General features: G+C 63.1%; 2 protein-coding genes. One reads left to right on the top strand and one right to left on the bottom strand.

The annotated features are described in order from the left end of the window. Nucleotides 1-124 precede the first annotated feature (124 nt). Nucleotides 125-577, bottom strand: a complete 453-nt coding sequence (locus EN750_RS31980; RefSeq protein WP_127399081.1) for an Lrp/AsnC ligand binding domain-containing protein — start codon at nucleotides 575-577, stop codon at nucleotides 125-127. A 163-nt stretch (nucleotides 578-740) separates the two neighbouring features. Here EN750_RS31980 and EN750_RS31975 point away from each other — a divergent pair. After that, nucleotides 741-1946, top strand: a 1206-nt coding sequence (locus EN750_RS31975) for a proline dehydrogenase family protein (RefSeq protein ID WP_189526605.1), incomplete at its 3' end; no start/stop codon positions are given.

The raw sequence follows: 1946 nt of genomic DNA, 5'->3' as shown, positions 1-1946 counted from the left end.
ATTCTGCTCCGCTGCATTCTTCGGCCGAGGTCGCGGCATGGATCCCAGGGTCTCCGAGACGGAGCTTCGCTCCTGCTTCGCCCTAGGATGACGAAGTTGGGGAGGCTTCAGCCATCCCTACGCTCTACCGATCCTTGACCGTCTCCATGGCCACGAAGGTCGAAGTCTGGGCGACGTGGGGCAGGGCTGAGATGCGTTCGCCGAGGACGCGGCGATAGGCGGCGATATCCCTGGTGCGGACTTTCAGCAGATAGTCGAAGCTCGACGCCATCATGTGGCACTGCTCGATCTCCGGCACGGCCTGTACGGATCGGTTGAAGGCATCGAGCGCGGCGGATCGGGTGTCGGACAATTTCACCTGGACGAAAGCGACATGGCCTTCGCCCATGCGCTCGCGGTCGATGATCGCCTGGTAGCCTCTGATATAGCCGTCCTTTTCCAGCCGCTTCACCCGCGCCTGCACCGGCGTCTTCGACAGGCCGACCTTTGTCGCCAGTTCCGACATGGAAAGCCGGCCATCGCTTGCCAGCGCCGACAGGATATTCCTGTCGATGCGGTCCAATTGGTCTTCTATCATCGAAAATGCAGTCCATATGTCAGCTTTGAGCCGTTATGATAGATCGAATGACCTGCAATGTCGATTTCTTCGGACCGACTGAAAATTCGTACCTGTGCTAGCTTGCGCCATTCGGTCCGGTGACCGCCGGCCCGATCTCCTTTGCTCGATCCATGGGACCGCCATGCCAGCGCTCGATGCCATCCGCCAGCAGATTCGCGCCAACTACCTGCCCGACGAAGACGAGGCCGTGAAGCGGCTTGCCGACGCTACGGCGCTCTCCGGGAAAGACCGCAAGGCGATCTCGGCACGGGCCGCCGCTCTGGTGCGGGCGGTGCGCGGCTCGTCGGATCCTCGGCTGATGGAAGTCTTCCTCTCTGCCTATGGTCTCTCCACCAAGGAAGGCGTGGCGCTGATGTGCCTGGCCGAGGCACTGTTGCGCGTGCCCGACACCGAAACGATGGACGACCTCATCGCCGACAAGATCGCGCCGCACGACTGGTCGGCGCATTCGGGCGGTTCAAGCTCCATCTTCGTCAATGCCTCGACCTGGGCGCTGATGCTGACCGGCCGCGTCCTCGATGAGGGCGAGGGCGGCATCGAGGGCACGCTGCGTTCTATGGTGCGGCGGCTGGGCGAGCCGGTGATCCGCAAGGCGGTGGCCGCCGCCATGCGTGAAATGGGCGAGCAGTTCGTGCTCGGCCGCACCATCACGGAAGCCGTCAAGCGCGGCCGGCCGATGACGCAGAAGGGCTACCTCTACTCCTTCGACATGCTGGGCGAGGCAGCCCGCACCGAGGCCGACGCCTTGCGCTATCACAAGGCCTATGCCGACGCGATTTCGTCGCTCGATTCCGGCTCCAACGGTCCTGACATCAGGCAGAACCACGGCATCTCGGTCAAGCTTTCGGCGCTGCATCCGCGCTACGAGGTGGGGCAGAAGGACGAGATGCTGCCTGTCATGGCAGACCGGCTCTTGTCGCTGGCGCTGGCCGCGCGCCATTCGCGCATGGGCCTCAACATCGATGCCGAGGAGGCCGATCGCCTCGATCTGTCGCTCGACGTCATCGAGCGGGTGCTGGCCGAGCCGGAACTCGCCGGCTGGAATGGCTTTGGTGTGGTGGTGCAAGCGTATGGGCCGCGCGCGGCCTTCGCCATCGATTGGCTCTATGCGCTGGCCAGGAAATACGACCGCAACATCATGGTGCGGCTGGTCAAGGGTGCCTATTGGGACACCGAGATCAAGCGCGCGCAGACGCTCGGACTGTCAGGCTATCCCGTCTTCACCCGCAAGACCAACACCGACGTTTCCTACATGGCTTGCGCGAAAAAGCTGCTATCGATGACCGACCGCATCTATCCGCAATTCGCCACCCACAATGCCCACACC

Source organism: Mesorhizobium sp. M7A.F.Ca.ET.027.03.2.1 (assembly GCF_003999175.1).
Lineage (GTDB): Bacteria > Pseudomonadota > Alphaproteobacteria > Rhizobiales > Rhizobiaceae > Mesorhizobium.
The sequence above is the reverse complement of the archived record's forward strand: the minus strand, read 5'-3'. Positions and strand labels throughout refer to the sequence as shown.

What these genes read in the sequence shown, in the direction of transcription:
- EN750_RS31980 (WP_127399081.1), bottom strand. Translation starts at nt 577, where the DNA reads ATGATAGAAGACCAATTGGACCGCATCGACAGGAATATCCTGTCGGCG.